Here is a 16,319-nt window from a genome sequence, read left to right on the forward strand (position 1 = left end):
TGCCGCCGGTTAGAGTCCGGTTCGTGGTGAATGTGGAGGAGACCGAGCGGGTCCCGGCGAAGCGCGTGCTGGGCTTGGCCGTGCCGGCGCTGGGGGTGCTGGCCGCCGAGCCGTTGTACGTGCTGGTCGACACGGCCGTGGTCGGGCACCTGGACGCGCTGTCGCTGGCCGGGCTCGCGCTCGGCGGGGTCGTGCTGGCCCAGGTGTCGAGCCAGCTGACGTTCCTGTCGTACGGCACGACGTCGCGCACGGCCCGGCTCCACGGGGCGGGCCGCCGGGCCGACGCCGTCCGCGAGGGCGTGCAGGCGACGTGGCTGGCGCTGCTGGTCGGGCTCTTCGTGCTGGCCGCCGGGCAGGCGTTGGCGTGGCCGATCGCGCGAGCGTTGTCGGGCAGTGACGAGATCGCTTCGGCGGCGGTGTCGTGGCTGCGGATCGCGTTGTTCGGGGCGCCGCTGATCCTCGTCACGATGGCGGGCAACGGCTGGATGCGCGGGGTGCAGGACGCCGCGAGGCCGTTGCGCTACGTCTTGGCGGGCAACGGGATTTCGGCCGTGCTGTGCCCGGTGCTCGTGTACTGGGCCGGGCTCGGGCTGGAGGGCTCGGCGATCGCGAACGTCGTGGCGCAGGTGATCTCGGCGGCGCTGTTCTTCGCCGCGCTGGTGCGCGAGAAGGTCGGGCTGCGGCCGGACTTCAAGGTGATGCGCGCGCAGCTCGGCCTGGGCCGCGACCTGGTGCTGCGGAGCTTGGCGTTCCAGGCGTGCTTCGTCTCGGCGGCGGCGGTCGCGGCCCGGACGTCGACGGAGGCGGTGGGCGCGCACCAGGTGGTGCTGCAGCTGTGGACGTTCCTGGCGCTGGTGCTGGACTCGGTGGCGATCGCGGCGCAGTCCCTGGTCGGGGCCGCCCTCGGCGCGGGGTCGGCCCGGCAGGCGCGCGGGGTGGCGACGCAGATCACGGGGTACGGGCTGCTGCTGGGGTGCTTCCTGTGCGTGCTGTTCGCGGCGCTGTCGTGGGTGCTGCCGCACGCGTTCACGTCCGACCCGGGCGTGCTGGGCGAGATCCCGCACGCGTGGTGGTTCTTCGTGGCGCTGCAGCCGATAGCGGGGGTGGTGTTCGCCCTGGACGGAGTGCTCCTGGGCGCGGGCGACGCGGCGTTCCTCCGCAACGCGACGCTGGGGAGCGCGGCGCTGGGGTTTCTGCCGCTGATCTGGGCATCGCTGGGGTTCGGCTGGGGCCTGACGGGCATCTGGACGGGCCTGTCGCTGTTCATGGTCCTGCGGCTGGCGTTCGTGGTGGCCCGCTGGCGCGCGGGAACGTGGGCGGTGACGGGGGCGGTCCGCCCGGCTTGAGCGGGGTCGCGCGCGAGGACCGCGTGGTCGGCTGGCGCGGCCGCCCGCCGGGGCTTGCGTACGGCGCGGTTCGCCGGAGGCGGCTTCGGCGGCCATCGTGCCACCCATTCGAGCGGTGCCCGCCCGGCCGCTGACCGGCCATGTGGTGAACACCACCGGGATAACGGCTATGTTTCGTCGTTGCTTAGGCGATACAAGTTGTAGGGACGGCAGCGCAGGCGTCCGTACCACCCGAACGCCGAAACACTGGAGGAAATCGTGCCGCCCGCCACCGGCCGCGCCACCGCCCGGTCCTGGCTCATCTGGCTGTCCGCCGTCACCGTCTACCTCCTCGCCGTCTTCCACCGCACCTCCTTCGGCGTCGCCGGGCTGCAGGCGGCCGAACGCTTCGGCGTCGGCGCCGCCGCGCTCGGCACGTTCACCGTGCTGCAGGTGGGCGTCTACGCCGCGATGCAGATCCCGACCGGCGTCCTGGTCGACCGCTACGGCCCTCGCCGCGTCCTCACCGTCGCCGTGCTCGTCCTCGGTGCCGGGCAGCTGCTGCTCGGCCTCGCCCACTCCTACGGCCTCGGCCTGCTCGCCCGCGGCGTGCTCGGCTTCGGCGACGCGCTCACCTTCGTCAGCGTCCTGCGCCTGGTCGCGGCCCACTTCCCGGGCCGCCAGTACGCCCTCTTGACGTCGTTCACCGCGGCCGTCGGCTACATCGGCAACCTCGCCGCCACCGTCCCGCTGTCGCTGCTGCTCGACGCCGCCGGCTGGACGCCCACCTTCCTCGCCGTCGGCGCCGTCACCGTCCTCTACACCCTCGTCGTCGCGCTGCGGGTGCGGGACGTCCCCGCCGGGGAACAGCCGCCGGTCCGCGACGCCGTCCGGCCGCGCCAGCTCGCGCACCAGGTCGCCGAGGCCTGGCGGACGCCGGGCACGCGCCTGGGCTTCTGGGTGCACTTCAGCACGATGTTCGCGCCGAACGCCTTGACGCTCCTGTGGGGCGTGCCGTGGCTGGTGCAGGGTCAGGGCCAGTCGAAGGCGACGGCGAGCGCGCTGCTCACCGTGTTCGTCTTCGGCTCGATGGCGGGCGGTCCGCTGCTGGGTGGCCTGATCGGCAGGCGCCCGTCGCTGCGGATGCCGCTGGTCGGCGGGTACATCGGCGGGGCCGCGCTGCTCTGGGCCGTGCTGCTGAGCTGGCCGGGCCAGGTGCCGGTGGCCGTGCTGGTGCCCGCGTTCGCCTTCCTCGCCCTCGGCGGACCGGCGTCGATGATCGGCTTCGCCCTCGCCCGCGACTACAACCCGCTCAGCCGCGTCGGCACGGCGACCGGTGTGGTCAACGTCGGCGGCTTCGTCGCGACGACGATCGCCGCGCTCGGCGTCGGCGTCTTCCTGCAGTGGACCGGCGGGAACTTCCGGGTGTCGCTGCTGGCGATCGTGGCGATCCTGGCGCTGGGCACGGTCCGGATGCTCGTGTGGTGGCGCCGGACCCGCGCGCACCTGTTCCTCGCCGAGGCCCGCGGCGAGGAGCTGCCGGTCCGGATCACCCGCCGCCGGTGGGACGCCGCCCTGCCGGAGACCCCGATCGTGGCCGCCTGACCCAAGCGCCCCAATGTGGCCTTCGGTGCGTCTGACGCACCCAAGGCGGCCTTCGGTGCGTCTGACGCAACCAAGGCCACATTGGGGCGCTTACGCGTGAGCCGAGCGCCTGATCCAACCGCGATCGGCGGCCGCTAGGGTTTGCCGCGTGTCGAGCCCCAAACCGCCCCGCCGTCCCGCCCCGCCGCCCGGTCTGCTGATCGTCGACAAGCCCGCCGGCATGACGTCCCACGACGTCGTCGCGCGTGCCCGCCGCATCATGGGCACCCGCAAGGTCGGGCACGCCGGCACGCTCGACCCGATGGCGACCGGCGTGCTGGTGCTCGGCATCGAGCGCGCCACCAAGCTCCTCGGCCACCTGGCGCTGGACCGCAAGACGTACCTGGCCACCCTCAGCCTCGGCAGCAGCACCACGACCGACGACGCCGAGGGCGAGGTCCTGAGCCGGGCCGAGACGAAGAACGTCACCGACGACGACATCGCGAACGGCGTCGAGAAGCTGACCGGCGACATCCAGCAGGTGCCCAGCGCGGTCAGCGCGGTCAAGATCGACGGCAAGCGCGCCTACGCCCGCGTCCGCGCGGGCGAGGACGTGGTCATCCCGGCCCGCCCGGTCACCGTGCACCGCTTCGACGTGCTGGCCGTGCGCCACGAAGAGGACCACGTCGAGGTCGACGCCGTCGTCGAGTGCTCGTCCGGCACCTACGTCCGCGCGCTGGCCCGCGACCTCGGCGCCGACCTCGGCGTCGGCGGTCACCTCAAGGCGCTGCGCCGCACCACGGTCGGGCCGTTCACGCTGGCCAAGGCGCGCACCCTCGACCAGCTCGAAGAAACCCCCGAACTGAGCCTGGACCTCGACGCCGCCGTCGCCGCGGCCTTCCCGCGCCGCGACGTCGACGCGGCGACGGCGAAGGCGGTCCGCCACGGCCAGCGCATCCCCGCGGCCGGGCTCGAGGGCACCTACGGGCTGTTCGGGCCGGACGGCCGGGTGCTCGCGCTGGCGGTCGACGAACAAGGCGTGTCCCGCGCGGTGGTCGTGTTGCTGCCCGCCTAGGGTGGGCTCTACAGAGAACGGGAGTCTGACGTGCTGCGGTGGCGTGGGCTGGGGGACCTCCCCGGCGGCTGGGGCCGGTGCGTGGTCACCATCGGCGTGTTCGACGGTGTGCACCGCGGGCACCAGGAGCTGATCGGCCGGACCGTGGCCGCGGCGGCCGAACGCGGGCTGCCGAGCGTCGTGCTGACGTTCGACCCGCACCCGTCCGAGGTGCTGCGCCCCGGCAGCCACCCGGCGCAGCTGACCACGTTGCGGCGCAAGGCGGAGCTCGTCGAAGGCCTCGGCGTCGACGTCTTCTGCGTGCTGCCGTTCACCTTGGAGCTGTCCCGGCTGCTGCCGGAGGAGTTCGTGCACGAGGTGCTCGTCGACCGGCTGCACGCGGCCGCGGTGATCGTCGGCGACAACTTCACGTTCGGCGCCAAGGCCGCCGGTGACGTCGAGATGCTGCGCACCCTCGGCCGCCGCTTCGGGTTCGCCGCGTCCGGCACCGAACTGCAGGGCAAGGAACTGTCCGAAGAGGACCAATCGGCGATCACGTTCTCGAGCACGTACGTGCGGTCGTGCATCGACGCGGGCGACGTCGTCGCCGCGGCCGAGGCGCTCGGCCGCCCGCACCGGCTGGAGGGCATCGTCGTGCGCGGCGTCGGCCGCGGCCACGACCTCGGCTACCCGACGGCGAACCTGTCGACGCCGCGGTTCGCCGCCGTCCCGGCCGACGGCGTGTACAGCGCCTGGTTCACCCGCTCGGCGGACCCGTCGCGCCGGCTGCGCGCCGCGGTCTCGGTGGGCACGAACCCGACGTTCTCCGGCCGCGAGCGGACCGTCGAGGCGTTCGTCCTCGACGTCGACGAGGACTTCTACGGCCAGCACGTGGCGATCGACTTCGTGACCCGGCTGCGCGACCAGGTGCGGTTCGCGGACTCGGCCGGGCTGGTCGCGCAGATCGACGAAGACGTCGTCGAGACGCGCAAGGCGCTCCAGGACGCCCCGACCGGGGGCGAATAGGGGGATTTCGCGGCCACGGGGGTGGCCGCGATGGCAAGATGCTCACGGACGGTGTGCGCGAGCGGGGCTTAGGGGAGCGGAACTGGTGGAGGACCACAAGATCGTCCAGCGGAACATCGCGTTGCAGCGGGAATGGTACGGCGAGCCGCTCGGCGACCGGGTGCGCCGGCTGGTGGTCGCGTTCGACGTTTCGCAGGCGTTCCTGGCCGAGGTCCTCGGGATCAGCGCGCCGATGCTGAGCCAGGTGATGAGCGGGCGGCGGGCGAAGATCGGCAACCCGGTCGTGCTCGCCAGGATGATCATGCTGGAGCGCAAGATCCTCGTGCCCGAGGTCGCCGCGGGCAACCGCGACGCGATGCTCGCCGCGCTGGAGGACGTCCGCGACTCGCGGCCCACCGTCGGCCGCGACAACATCCCGGTCGTCTCCCAGGACCAGAAAGTGCTCGCCTACCTGCGTGACCTGGCCGAAGACGAGGACCTCGGCGAGGCCGCCAAGCGGCTCGACGACGACTTCCCGGCCATCGCCGACCTGCTCCGCCGGGCGGGCAACGGCGCCTGATGCCGGTCCTGTTCAGCGCGCTGCTGCCGCCGGACGACGTCGTCGAAGCGGTCGCCGAGGCCGTCGGCGAGCAGGCGGACGGGCTGCGCTGGGAGCCGCCGGAGCGCTGGCACGTCACCCTCGCCTACTACGGGCACGACGACGTCGAGACCCGCGGCGACTGGCTGGCCGCGCGGCTGGCCGGGCGCGCGGCCGTCGACGTCCGGCTGGAAAAGGCCGCGACGTTCCCCGGGGTGCTGTGGTTGACTGTCGCCGGATCGGAGCTGACGCCGCTCGCGCACGCCGCGGGCGCCGACGCCGAGGCGAGGCCCTACGTGGGCCACCTGACGCTCGCGCGGTTCCCCCGGGAAGAACCGGGGCGCGCCGGGCGTTACACCAAAAGGCTTGCGCACTTCGCCAGCCGCGGGTGGACGGCCACCGAGGTGGTGCTGATGACCAGCGAGCGCGAGCCGGGCGGGCCCCGCTACCGGGTGGCCCGCGCCTTCGAGCTGGACCGCGCCTGAACGCCCTGTTCAGCGGGCTGGTAACCTCACGATCGGGTCCGGCTGCAGTCCGTGGCGGCCGTGACCGTCTTCCCGGCGTGCATCCACGTCCGGGGCCGCACGGCACTGATTATTTCGAGGAGCAACACAAGTGGCGCTGTCCACCGAAGAGAAGAAGTCGATCCTGGCCGAGTACGGCGTGCACGACTCGGACACCGGATCCCCCGAGGCCCAGGTCGCGCTGCTGACCAAGCGCATCGTCGGCCTCACCGAGCACCTCAAGGCTCACAAGCACGACCACCACTCGCGTCGCGGGCTCCTGCTGCTGGTCGGCCGTCGCCGCCGGCTGCTGAACTACGTGATGAAGGTGGACATCGAGCGTTACCGTGCGCTGATCCAGCGCCTCGGCCTGCGCCGATAGCTTTACCCGAGGGGGAGTGACCACGCGGTCGCTCCCCCTCGCCACAACACGGCGCGAGCGCGCACGAGGGTCCGTCCGCCGGTCCTCGGTAGTGGTTCCCGGGTAACGACCCGGGGGCTTCGATCGAAGACCGGCCTCATTCCTCGAGCGTCCTCAGGCGAAACGGGTCCCAGGGTGGGAGACTCGCGCCAGTAGAAGGAACCAAAGAGGAGAACTGTCTATGACCGACTCCACCGGAGTCACCGTGCACGAGACCGAAGCCGTCATCGACAACGGCAAGTTCGGTACTCGCACCGTCCGCTTCGAGACGGGCCGCCTGGCCAAGCAGGCCGCCGGCGCCGTCGTCGCGTACCTCGACGAAGAGACCATGCTGCTCTCGGCGACGACCGCGTCGAAGCACCCGAAGGAGCACTTCGACTTCTTCCCGCTCACCGTGGACGTCGAAGAGCGCATGTACGCCGCGGGCCGCATCCCCGGCGCGTTCTTCCGCCGCGAGGGCCGCCCGTCGACCGACGCGATCCTCACCGCCCGCCTGATCGACCGGCCGCTGCGCCCGTCGTTCACCGACGGTCTGCGCAACGAGATCCAGGTCGTCATCACCGTCCAGAGCCTCAACCCGGACGACCCGTACGACGTGCTGGCGATCAACGCCGCGTCGGCGTCGACCCAGATCGCCGGCCTGCCGTTCTCCGGCCCGGTCGGCGGCGTGCGCGTCGCGCTGATCGAGGGCCAGTGGGTCGCGTTCCCGACCTGGTCCCAGCTGGAGAAGGCGACCTTCAACATGGTCGTCGCGGGTCGTATCGTCTCACAGGGGGACGACAGTCCTAATGATATTGCGATCATGATGGTCGAGGCCGAGGGCACCGAGCACACGCTCGACCTGATCGCCGCCGGCGGCAAGGCGCCGGACGAGGCCTCGGTCGCCGAGGGCCTCGAGGCCGCGAAGCCGTTCATCAAGGTCCTGTGCGAGGCGCAGCAGAAGCTGGCCGACGTCGCCGCCAAGCCGACCGGCGAGTTCCCGGTCTACCCGGCCTACCAGCAGGACGTCTACGAGGCCGTCGCGGCGATCGCCACCGACGACCTGGCCCGCGCGCTGCAGATCCCGGGCAAGCAGGACCGCGACGCCGCGACCGACGAGGTCAAGGCCGCCGTGCTGGAGAAGGTCGGCCTGGGCGAGGGCGAGGCCTTCGAGGGCCGCGACAAGGAGATCGGCGGGGCGTTCAAGGCCCTGACGAAGAAGATCATGCGCCAGCGCGTCCTGACGGAGAAGATCCGCATGGACGGCCGTGGCCTCACCGACATCCGGTCGCTTTCGGCCGAGGTCGCCGTGATCCCGCGGGCGCACGGCTCGGCGCTGTTCGAGCGCGGCGAAACCCAGATCCTGGGTGTCACCACGCTGAACATGCTGCGCATGGAGCAGCAGATCGACTCCCTTTCCCCGGAGACGACGAAGCGCTACCTGCACCACTACAACTTCCCGCCCTTCTCCACCGGTGAGACCGGCCGCGTCGGTTCGCCGAAGCGCCGCGAAATCGGCCACGGCATGCTCGCCGAGCGCGCCCTGGTGCCGGTGCTGCCGAAGCGGGACGAGTTCCCGTACGCGATCCGCCAGGTCTCCGAGGCGCTGGGCTCCAACGGCTCGACGTCGATGGGCTCGGTCTGCGCGTCCACCATGGCGCTGTACAACGCCGGCGTGCCGCTGAAGGCGCCGGTCGCGGGCATCGCGATGGGCCTGGTCTCCGACGAGGTCGACGGCGAGACCCGCTACGTCGCGCTGACCGACATCCTCGGTGCCGAGGACGCCCTGGGCGACATGGACTTCAAGGTCGCGGGCACCAAGGACATCATCACCGCGCTGCAGCTGGACACGAAGCTCGACGGCATCCCGTCGGAGGTGCTCGCCGCCGCGCTGAAGCAGGCGAAGGACGCCCGGCTCACCATCCTGGAGGTCATCGCCGAGGCGATCGACGGCCCGGACGAGATGAGCCCGTTCGCCCCGCGCGTCACCAGCGTGAAGATCCCGGTGGACAAGATCGGCGAGGTCATCGGCCCGAAGGGCAAGATGATCAACTCGATCACCGAGGAGACCGGCGCCGACATCTCCATCGAGGACGACGGCACGATCTACGTGGGCGCGGCCGACGGCCCGTCGGCGGAGGCGGCGATCGACAAGATCAACGCCATCGCCAACCCGCAGCTGCCCAAGGTCGGCGAGCGCTTCCTCGGCACCGTGGTGAAGACGGCCGCGTTCGGCGCGTTCGTCTCGCTGCTGCCGGGCAAGGACGGCCTGGTGCACATCTCGAAGCTGGGCAACGGCAAGCGGATCGCCAAGGTCGAGGACGTGGTCAACGTGGGCGACAAGCTCCGCGTCGAGATCGCCGACATCGACAACCGCGGCAAGATCAGCCTGATCGTCGTCAAGGAGGACGAGGCCGCCAAGCCCGCCGCCGAGGGTGACGAGAAGAAGGCCGACGCCGAGAAGGCCGACGCCAAGTAAGACGCAAGTTCCGCCGAAGGCCTCCTGATCCGCACGGTGCAAGTCGTCGTGAGTGTTTAGGGCGGTTAGAACCGCCCTAAACACTCACGACCCCGGCGGCAGGGGGCCTTCGCGGCATCGTGAGTAAGGAACCCATGGCACGGCAGGTTTCCGGGCACGAGCAGCCCGTCGGCACCACCCGCACGCTCGAGTCCACTCCGGACGGTGCGGTCGTCAAGCGCAGTGTCCTCCCCGGCGGCCTGCGCGTGATCACCGAGCACGTCCCGGCGTCCCGCTCGGCCACGGTCGGGCTGTGGGTCGGCATCGGCTCCCGCGACGAGCCGGCCGCCGTCGCCGGTGCCGCGCACTACCTCGAGCACCTGCTGTTCAAGGGCACGAAGCACCGTGACGCCACGCAGATCGCCGAGGAGATCGACGCCGTCGGCGGCGAGTTCAACGCCTTCACGGCGAAGGAGCACACCTGCTACTACGCGCAGGTCCTCGACGCCGACCTGCCGCTGGCCATGGACCTGGTCACCGACGTCGTGTTCGAGGCGCTCTGCACCGACCGCGACATGGACATGGAACGCAGCGTCGTCCTCGAAGAGATTTCGATGCGCGACGACGATCCCGAGGACCTGCTGCACGAGACGTTCGTGACCGCGATCCTCGGCGACCACCCGCTCGGCCGCCCGGTGCTCGGCACCGAGAAGTCGATCATCGAGATGTCGCCGTCGGCGCTGCGGAACTTCTACAAGCGCCGCTACACGCTGCCGCGGATGGTCCTGTCCGTCGCCGGGAACATCGACCACGGCCAGGTGCTGCGGCTGGTCCGCAAGGCTCTTCGCGAGAAGCTGGCCGGGTCCGCGACGCCGGTCGCGCCGCGCGAGGGCCGGGCCAGGATCAAGACGGTCCCGAAGCTGGCCCTGCACACCGACGACACCGAGCAGGCGCACGTGATGCTCGGCCTGCGGTCCCTGTCGCGCCACGACGACCGCCGCTTCGCGCTGTCGGTCCTCAACGCGGCGCTCGGCGGCGGGATGTCGTCGCGCCTGTTCCAGGAGATCCGTGAGCAGCGCGGGCTGGCCTACCAGGTCTACTCGTCGGTCGCGAGCTACGCCGACACCGGGCACATGGCCGTGTACGCGGGCTGCCAGCCGGAGAAGCTCGGCGACGTCGCCGGCGTCATCCGCGAGGTGCTCGACAAGGTCGGCGTCGACGGCCTCACCGACGCCGAGGTGGCCCGCGCGAAGGGCCAGCTGCGCGGCGGGCTCGTGCTGGGCCTGGAGGACACGTCGTCGCGGATGTCGCGGATCGGCAAGAACGAGCTCAACTACGGCCACTACCTGGGCGTCGACGACACGATCGCCCGCATCGACGCCGTCACGACCGAGGACGTGTGTGCGCTCGCTCGCACTTTGTTCGCCCGGCCCGGCGGGGTCTCGGCGGCGGCGGTCGTCGGGCCGTACGCTCACGCCGACGACCTTCCTGACGACCTGCACGAGGTGATCGCTTCATGACCATCAACGTCGGTGTGCTCGGTGCGCGCGGCCGGATGGGCGCGACGGTGGTGAACGCCGTCGAAGGCGCTTCGGACATGAAGCTCGTGGCCGCGCTGGACGCGGGCGACGACTTCGCGGCCCTGGGCGACGCCCAGGTCGTCGTCGACTTCACCCATCCCGACGCCGTCATGGGCAACCTGGAATACCTGGTCGAGCACGACATCCACGCGGTCGTCGGCACGACGGGCTTCAGCGAAGAGCGGCTGGCCTCGCTGCGCGCGTTGCTGGAGCCGAAGCCGTCGCTGGGTGTGCTGATCGCGCCGAACTTCGCGCTCGGCGCGGTTCTGGCGATGCGGTTCGCGGCCCAGGCGGCGAAGTTCTACGCGTCGGCCGAGATCATCGAGCTGCACCACAACCGCAAGGCCGACGCGCCTTCGGGCACCGCCGCGCACACCGCCCGGATGATCGCCGCCGCGCGGGCCGAGGCGGGCGTGGCGCCGGGTCCGGACGCGACGACGTCGGAGCTGGACGGCGCCCGCGGCGCCACGGTCGAGGACGTCCACGTCCACTCGGTCCGGCTGCCCGGCCTGGTGGCGCACGAGGAGATCCTGTTCGGCGGCGAGGGGGAGACCCTGACCATCCGCCACGACTCCCTCGACCGGACGTCGTTCATGCCGGGCGTGCTGCTGGGCGTGCGTGAGGTGCTCAAGCGTCCCGGCCTGACGGTCGGCCTGGAAAACGTCCTCGACCTGTGAGGGCGCGCAATGTGGCGCTGCTGCTGACGGCGGCGCTGGTGGTGTACCTGGTCCTGCTGGCGGACCGGGCGTTCGCGCTGTTCAAGTCCGGGACGGGCGCCGGGATCGCGCTGGGCGTGGGTGTCCTCCTGCTGCCGATCCTCGGCATCTGGATCGTGGTCGTGACCTGGCGCAACGGGCTGCAGATCCAGCGCCTGTCCCGTCGCCTGGACGAAGAGGGCCAGCTCCCGGACGTCTCCGGCCTGCCGAGGCGCCCGTCGGGCCGCGTCGACCGCGCGGCGGCCGACGCGTGGTTCGAGGAGCGCCGCGCGGAGGTCGAGGCGGACCAGGACAACTGGCGGGTCTGGTACAAGCTGGCGTACGCGTACGACATCGCGGGCGACCGGCGACGCGCCCGCGAAACGATGAAGAAAGCCGTCGAGCTGGAGGCCGCCGACCGCTGAATGGGGCGGTGTGGCATTTCGCTGACAGTTGTCGTTCATTCGGGAAATGGGCGGCGTTCGTATTATCCGTCGCATGAAATCGACGTTGTCTTCCCCGGGGTTGCGCGCGTTGTCCGCTTCGCTGCGCGAAGTGCGCGAAGCGCGGAAATTAGGGTTGCGTGAGCTGGCGCGGGCGCTGGAGATCGACCCGAGGTTGCTGTCCCAGTGGGAGCTGGGGATCCGGGTGCCGCCGGTGGAGGAGGTGGCGCGCATCCTCGGCTACCTCCGCGTGGAGCAGCCGACGACCAGACGGCTGCTTTACCTGGCCCAGCACACGAAAGAGTCGAACTGGCTCGACTCCCATCCCGCGGACCTGCCCGCCGCCCTCACGGCGGTCATCCAGTGCGAGCGCACGGCGAGCCTCATCACCAACTGGTCCCCGCTCATCATCCCGGGGTTGCTGCAGACTCCCGACTACGCCCGAGTCCTGCTCGCCGCCTCCGGCATCAGCATCGAGGATGCCGATGCGCGATTGGTGGTTCGCTTGGCGCGCCAGCGCATTCTCTCCGGCCCCAAGCCGATCCGGCTCAACGCCATCATGTCGGAGCTGGCGGTCCGCGAGGTGGTCGGCGACGAGGACATCATGTCCGATCAGATCGACCACCTGCTGAGGTTAGCTCTTACCTCTAACATTTCAGTGCGAATCGTGCCTGCGGAGGTGGGCTATCACCCGGGCAAGAGTGGGATGTTCGCCCTCTACGAGTTCCCGGCCGATCCTGCTGTCGTGTTGCTGGAGCACCACCACGCCAGCGCCTTCATCAACGAGTTGGACGCTATCGCCAGCTACCGGAAGCTGGTAAAAGTCTTACTGGGCAAGGCATTGGCCGAAGACGCTTCCCGCGGTCTGCTTCGGGAGCTGGCGCGATAGGGGGCACCGTGGTCACTTGGCGCACTTCGAGCTACACCGCGAAGGACGAGTGCGTCGAGGTTCTCCTCGCGGATTCCGTCGGGGTGCGGGACACGAAAGCTCGTCACCTCGGCCAGCTGACGGTCTCCCGCGCCGCCTGGGCCGCGCTGTGCTCAGTGGTGCAGCCACCCCGCGAAGACCGCGGGTGAAGCGGCGATCAGGCTGAAGCGGATCCAGCGTCCGGCGAGCCCGGCCGTCAGGAACGTCGCGAGCCGCATCCGCACGATCCCCGCCAGCACGCTCGTCGCCATGAAGGGCGGCAGGCCCACCAGGGAACTGACCCCGTACGTCCCGGCCATCCAGTGCGGGTGCCGGTGGCAGCGCTCGCGCAGCCGATCCAGCCAGGCGCGCACGCGTTTCGTGCGCAACTGCCAGCGCACGCGCCGGGGCGTCATCGGCCGCTCGCGGTGGAGCCGGTCGTGCAACGGTTTCGGGAGCTTGATCGTCCCGCGCGCGGCGAGGTAGTAGAGCGTCTTCCCGGCGATCTGCCCGACGGCCACCGCCGCCCCGAGCCACAGCCAGTGCAACCCGGGCTGGCTCGCGCACAGCCCGATCAGGAACACTTCGGCGTTGATCAGCGGCACGATGGCGGACCCGAACGCGACGCCCAGCGTCAGCAGGATCCAGCTCATCGTGTCACCTCCCGAAAATCGCTCAGGTTCTCCACGTTATCAGTTCGAAATCTCCGCACACGGGGGTTAGCCCCCGTCTTCGGCCGGTGGCGGGCACCAGAAGATCACCTGCGCGACGGCTTCCGGTCACCTCCCGCTGGAACCCTGGCGACGTGGCCGCCGAGCAACCCCGAACGCCCGCTGACCGCTTCGGCGCCTTCTGCCGGGCCGTCGTACGCGTACTTCCGCTGGGACTGTCGCGGTTCGTGCCCCCGACGTTTCTCGGCTTCTGCCTCATCAACGGTTTGACGTTCGGGGTGGACCTCGGGTTGCTGACGGCGTTCCACGGACTGCTCGGCTGGCCGGTGTGGCTGGCGATCACGCTCGCGTACGTCTGCGCGTTCGGGTTGAGCTTCGTGCTGAACCGGACGTTCAACTTCCATTCCCACGCCGCCGTCGGAATCCAGCTCGTCCTTTACATCGTGGCGATTGCTGTCAATTACGCCGCGTTTTTGCTGGGTGTGGGCGCGGGACTGACGGCGCTGGGCGTCGAATACCACCTCGCGCGGCTGCTCGCGGGCGCCTGCGAGGGCGTTTTCATGTACTCCGTGCTGCGGTGGGTGATCTTCCGCGACTCAGGTGAGCGCGAGGTCGAGGGTGCCGGTGAGCCGGACTTCGCGGAGCATGCGCTCGCCGGTGTCGAGGGTGCGGACCGTGCCGTCGGGGTTCCAGCCGGCCCGGCGGTAGAAGCCGAGCGACGCGTGGTCGCCCTGGGCGACCCAGGCGATGCCGCGGGCGGCGCCGTCGGCCCGGAGGCCGGCGGCGGCCGTCGCGAGTAGCCGGCCCGCGTGGCCGCGGCGGCCCCACCGCGGCTCGACGAGCAGGGTGGCGATCAGGCCGGTGGCGTCGGCGTCGTCGGGCAGGCTGCCGTCGGCGGCGGCGACTTCGCCTTCCGGGGCCCGGCCGGCGACGCAGAAGCCGACGGTGAACTCGCCTTCGGTGGCGACGTAGACGAGGCTGCCGGGGTAGTCGATGGTCTCGGTCCAGGTGCCGACGAGGTCGGCGCCGTCGAGTTCGGCGAGCGCCTGCTTGCCGAGGAGGTCCTCGTAGGCGGCGTGCCAGGTGTCGCGCTGGATGCGGGCGATCTCCGCGGCGTCGGACAGGTCGGCGGGGCGGACGGCGGCGTCGCTCATAGGTGCTGAAGATACTGGTGCGCTTTTTTGTCGGTGGTGGGTGGCACCATGACGGCACCATGCAAACGATCAGCGTCACGACGGCCCGGAAGACCTTCCTGGCTGCACAGGGCTTCGCCGACCCACGTCCGTCCGGTCCGGTCTCCCGGCGGCACCTGAAACGGGTGCTGTCGCGGGTGCAGCTGCTCCAGCTGGACTCGGTGAACGTGGCCGTCCGCGCGCACTACATGCCGGTGTTCTCCCGCCTCGGCGCGTACGAGCCCGAGTTGCTCGACGCGGCGGCGTGGTCGCATTCGGCGCGGCAGCCCCGGCTGATGGTCGAGACGTGGGCGCACGAGGCGAGCCTGCTCCCGATCGAAGACTGGCCGTTGATCCGCTCGGGCGCGAAGCGCGACGGCTGGTGGCGGCACTACGGGCCGCTGATCGAGAAGTCGCCGGGCCTGGTCGACGAGATCCTGTCGGTGGTCAAGGAACTCGGCCCGATCGGCGCGGGCGGCATCGAGCGCGAGGTGGCGGCGGACGCCCAGCGCCGCGGCCCCGGCTCGTGGTGGGAGCGCTCGGAGGTCAAGCGCGTCTGCGAGTACCTGTTCGGCGTCGGCCAGCTGACCACGGGCACGCGCAAGTCGTTCGAGCGGCTGTACGACCTGACCGAACGGGTGGTCCCGCCGGAGATCCTGGCCCGCTCGGTCTCGGCGGAGGAAGGGGCGCGCGGGCTGATCGAACGGTCGGCGCGGGCCCTAGGCGTCGCGACGGAGACGGACCTGCGCGACTACTACCGCCTCGGCCCGGCCCCGGCGCGCCAGGCGGTGGCGGAGCTGGTGGAGGCGGGCGTCCTGGAGCCGGTGCGGGTGCGTGGCTGGAAACCGGTGGCGTACCGGCACGCGGACGCGCGCACCCCGCGTGCGGTCACCGGGCGGGCGCTGCTGTGCCCGTTCGACCCGCTGATCTGGGAACGCGCCCGCACCGAGCGGCTGTTCGGCTTCCACTACCGGATCGAGATCTACGTTCCGGAGCCGAAACGGGTGTACGGCTACTACGTGTTCCCGTTCCTGCTGGACGGCTCGCTGGTGGCGCGAGTCGACCTGAAGTCCGACCGGGCGGCCGGAGTCCTGCGGGTCCAGGGCGCGTTCGCCGAGGAGGACGTCGACGTGGCCAGGGTCCTACCGGAGCTGGCGGCCGAGCTGCGGCACATGGCGGAGTGGCTGGGCCTGTCCGGAGTGGAGGTGGGCACCCGCGGCGACTTGGCGAAACCGCTGGCGAAGCTGGTGCGCTAGCGCGTGATCCTGCCGAGGATGAGGTCGATCCCGGCGAGGAACTGCGCGCGGTCGTCGTGCTCGCGCATCTGGGCGGCGACGGCCCGCATGAACGGGTATTCGTCGGGGTCGAGCGCTTCCCAGACCTTCGACACGGCGTCGAGGAACTCGGCGCGGTCGGCGCCGGGCGCGGCGCTGCGGGCGTTGGCGGCGTTCTGGCCGGCGGCGCCGAGGATGTAGTGCACGAGCGCTGACGTGGCCGTGAACCACTCGGCCTCGGGCACGCCCAGCTCGCGCACCTGGCGGCCGATGCTTTCGAAGATCCGCGGCGTCACGGTGCCCCACGGGCTGCGCGAAAGCTGCAGGGCGAGCTGGGTGGCGAGCCACGGGTGCCGGTCGATGGCCTCGAACAGGCCGAGCGCGACGGTGCGGATCCCGTCGCGCGGGCCGCTCTGCGGGTGGTCGACGGCCTGGGCGATGACGGTCTCGGTCGCGGCGTCGAGCAGCTCGCCCTTGTTCGCCACGTGCCAGTAGATCGCGCCGGGGCCGGTGGCGAGGCGCTGGGTGAGGGCGCGGAACGTCAGGCCGGATTCGCCGTCGGCGTCGAGGAGTTCGACGGCGGCCTCGACGATGCGCGCGCGGGAGAGGGCCTCGGTGCGCCGGGTGGTCATGCCGTCATCTTGACATAT

The 16,319-nt window shown here is 71.1% G+C and carries 17 protein-coding genes and 1 pseudogene; 15 read left to right on the top strand and 3 right to left on the bottom strand.

The window, feature by feature from the left end; genetic code table 11:
- The first annotated feature begins 26 nt into the window (after positions 1–26).
- The 13 genes from QP939_RS30950 (at position 27) to QP939_RS31010 (ending at position 12,722) form a co-directional block, all read left to right on the top strand.
- On the top strand, positions 27–1,346 hold the full coding sequence (locus QP939_RS30950) for an MATE family efflux transporter (RefSeq protein ID WP_285459887.1): 1,320 nt from the start codon (positions 27–29) through the stop codon (positions 1,344–1,346).
- 258 nt (positions 1,347–1,604) lie between these two features.
- A complete protein-coding gene (locus QP939_RS30955; RefSeq protein WP_285449707.1) occupies positions 1,605–2,930 on the top strand; it encodes an MFS transporter in 1,326 nt (441 codons plus the stop codon).
- Between the two features lie 148 nt (positions 2,931–3,078).
- Entirely contained in the window at positions 3,079–3,984 is a 906-nt protein-coding gene (truB, locus tag QP939_RS30960; RefSeq protein ID WP_285449708.1) for a tRNA pseudouridine(55) synthase TruB, read from the top strand.
- 30 nt (positions 3,985–4,014) lie between these two features.
- Positions 4,015–4,989 carry a bifunctional riboflavin kinase/FAD synthetase gene (locus QP939_RS30965; protein WP_285449709.1) on the top strand — a complete coding sequence of 325 codons (975 nt, stop codon included), beginning with the start codon at positions 4,015–4,017 and terminating at the stop codon, positions 4,987–4,989.
- Between the two features lie 85 nt (positions 4,990–5,074).
- Positions 5,075–5,548: a helix-turn-helix domain-containing protein gene (locus QP939_RS30970; protein WP_285449710.1), complete on the top strand. Its 474-nt coding sequence runs from the start codon at positions 5,075–5,077 to the stop codon at positions 5,546–5,548.
- Entirely contained in the window at positions 5,548–6,051 is a 504-nt protein-coding gene (gene thpR / locus QP939_RS30975; protein WP_285449711.1) for an RNA 2',3'-cyclic phosphodiesterase, read from the top strand. Before QP939_RS30970 ends, thpR begins: the two co-directional genes overlap by 1 nt.
- A 130-nt stretch (positions 6,052–6,181) precedes the next feature.
- A complete protein-coding gene (rpsO, locus tag QP939_RS30980) occupies positions 6,182–6,451 on the top strand; it encodes a 30S ribosomal protein S15 (protein ID WP_003084034.1) in 270 nt (89 codons plus the stop codon).
- A 220-nt stretch (positions 6,452–6,671) separates the two neighbouring features.
- Positions 6,672–8,948: a polyribonucleotide nucleotidyltransferase gene (locus QP939_RS30985; RefSeq protein WP_285449712.1), complete on the top strand. Its 2,277-nt coding sequence runs from the start codon at positions 6,672–6,674 to the stop codon at positions 8,946–8,948.
- Between the two features lie 134 nt (positions 8,949–9,082).
- Positions 9,083–10,447 carry a M16 family metallopeptidase gene (locus tag QP939_RS30990; protein ID WP_285449713.1) on the top strand — a complete coding sequence of 455 codons (1,365 nt, stop codon included), beginning with the start codon at positions 9,083–9,085 and terminating at the stop codon, positions 10,445–10,447.
- Positions 10,444–11,184, top strand: coding sequence for a 4-hydroxy-tetrahydrodipicolinate reductase (gene dapB, locus QP939_RS30995; protein WP_285449715.1), 741 nt, complete (start codon positions 10,444–10,446; stop codon positions 11,182–11,184). Before QP939_RS30990 ends, dapB begins: the two co-directional genes overlap by 4 nt.
- Positions 11,181–11,627 (top strand): tetratricopeptide repeat protein, encoded by a 447-nt coding sequence (locus QP939_RS31000; protein ID WP_285449716.1) that lies wholly within the window; start codon positions 11,181–11,183, stop codon positions 11,625–11,627. The genes dapB and QP939_RS31000 overlap by 4 nt, the downstream gene beginning before the upstream one ends.
- Before the next feature lie 73 nt (positions 11,628–11,700).
- Complete coding sequence (locus QP939_RS31005) at positions 11,701–12,534, top strand: helix-turn-helix domain-containing protein (protein ID WP_285449717.1); 834 nt, start codon at positions 11,701–11,703, stop codon at positions 12,532–12,534.
- A gap of 8 nt (positions 12,535–12,542) precedes the next feature.
- Positions 12,543–12,722 carry a DUF397 domain-containing protein gene (locus QP939_RS31010; protein ID WP_285449719.1) on the top strand — a complete coding sequence of 60 codons (180 nt, stop codon included), beginning with the start codon at positions 12,543–12,545 and terminating at the stop codon, positions 12,720–12,722.
- On the opposite strand, the gene QP939_RS31015 is transcribed toward QP939_RS31010, so the two are convergent.
- Positions 12,687–13,205, bottom strand: a complete 519-nt coding sequence (locus QP939_RS31015; protein WP_285449720.1) for a YqaA family protein — start codon at positions 13,203–13,205, stop codon at positions 12,687–12,689. The genes QP939_RS31010 and QP939_RS31015 overlap by 36 nt on opposite strands.
- A 296-nt stretch (positions 13,206–13,501) precedes the next feature.
- On the opposite strand from QP939_RS31015, the pseudogene QP939_RS31020 reads away from it, so the two are divergent.
- Positions 13,502–13,753, top strand: a pseudogene (locus QP939_RS31020) (GtrA family protein); the annotation flags it as partial.
- Positions 13,754–13,819: 66 nt separating this feature from the next.
- Here QP939_RS31020 and QP939_RS31025 read toward each other — a convergent pair.
- Entirely contained in the window at positions 13,820–14,377 is a 558-nt protein-coding gene (locus QP939_RS31025; RefSeq protein ID WP_285449721.1) for a GNAT family N-acetyltransferase, read from the bottom strand.
- Between the two features lie 59 nt (positions 14,378–14,436).
- Here QP939_RS31025 and QP939_RS31030 point away from each other — a divergent pair, with 59 nt between their 5' ends.
- On the top strand, positions 14,437–15,651 hold the full coding sequence (locus tag QP939_RS31030; RefSeq protein WP_285449722.1) for a winged helix-turn-helix domain-containing protein: 1,215 nt from the start codon (positions 14,437–14,439) through the stop codon (positions 15,649–15,651).
- Here QP939_RS31030 and QP939_RS31035 read toward each other — a convergent pair.
- The gene (locus tag QP939_RS31035) at positions 15,648–16,301 is read right to left on the bottom strand and encodes a TetR/AcrR family transcriptional regulator (RefSeq protein ID WP_285449724.1); all 654 of its coding nucleotides are present in this window, start codon (positions 16,299–16,301) and stop codon (positions 15,648–15,650) included. The genes QP939_RS31030 and QP939_RS31035 overlap by 4 nt on opposite strands.
- Positions 16,302–16,319 lie beyond the last annotated feature (18 nt).

Origin of the sequence: Amycolatopsis nalaikhensis (assembly GCF_030264295.1) — a bacterium.
Taxonomy (GTDB): Bacteria; Actinomycetota; Actinomycetes; order Mycobacteriales; family Pseudonocardiaceae; genus Amycolatopsis; species Amycolatopsis nalaikhensis.